Here is an 842-nt window from a genome sequence, read left to right as displayed (position 1 = left end):
GTACGGGCGGTGCGCTCGCGCGTCGAGCCGCCGGCGCCGTAGGTCACCGAGACGAATTTCGGCTTCAGCGGCTCCAGCCTTGTGACCGTCTCCCACAGCCTTGCTTCCATCTCGTCCGTCTTCGGTGGGAAGAATTCGAAGGAAACCCGGACCTTGTCGCCAATGTCGGGGCGGCGGGAAAAGCGGAACTGGTTCATGCGATTTCCCCTATCGAGTTCGCTTTGGCCTGCCTTGTGTCGTTGGAAGGATCGGCGATCAGGAGGCGCCGGTCGCGGCCAAGCCAGAGTTTCACGGTGAGCCTCGCCTCGTTGCCGCCGCGCGGCTCGAACTCTTGGGCATCCTCGAGATCGAGTCCGGCTTCCGCAAACCAGTCGGCGATCTGCCGGTCGGAAAAGCCGAGCCGCATATGCGCGTGCTCCTCGCGCAGGAATTCCAGCGCATGCGGCGCGAAATCGACGATGACCAGCCGCCCGGCTGGACGCAAAAGCCGCGCCGCCTCGTGGATGGCGCGGGCGGGATCGTCGAGATAGTGCAGCACCTGATGGATGGTGACGAGATCGAAGGCATCGCGCTCGACCGGCGGCGCGAAGATGTCGCCCTGCCGCACCTGCGCATTCGAAACGCCGGCCTTGTCGAGATTGGCGCGCGCCACGGTCAGCATCTCGCGCGACATGTCGATGCCGACACCGCGCCGATAGAGCGGCGAGAAGATTTCGAGCAACCGCCCGGTGCCGGTGCCGAGATCGAGCATCGACTGGAACGGCCGCTTGCCCACCAGCTTCAACATTGCGGCTTCGACGGCGCGGTCCGGCACATGCAACGAGCGGATATGATCCCAGCTC

The 842-nt window shown here is 65.0% G+C and carries 2 protein-coding genes; both read right to left on the bottom strand.

Annotation, left to right across the window (positions count from 1 at the left end):
* A partial coding sequence (locus EN935_RS38215) for a methylenetetrahydrofolate reductase (protein ID WP_206534699.1) occupies nt 1-197 on the bottom strand: 197 nt, incomplete at its 3' end.
* Nucleotides 194-842: class I SAM-dependent methyltransferase (locus tag EN935_RS38210; RefSeq protein WP_164771831.1), on the bottom strand; the 649-nt coding region annotated here is incomplete at its 5' end. The genes EN935_RS38215 and EN935_RS38210, both read right to left, overlap by 4 nt.

It is taken from the genome of Mesorhizobium sp. M7D.F.Ca.US.004.03.1.1 (assembly GCF_003998635.1).
Lineage (GTDB): Bacteria > Pseudomonadota > Alphaproteobacteria > Rhizobiales > Rhizobiaceae > Mesorhizobium > Mesorhizobium loti.
Note: the sequence above shows the minus strand (reverse complement) of the source record. Positions and strands in the feature narration are given on the sequence as shown.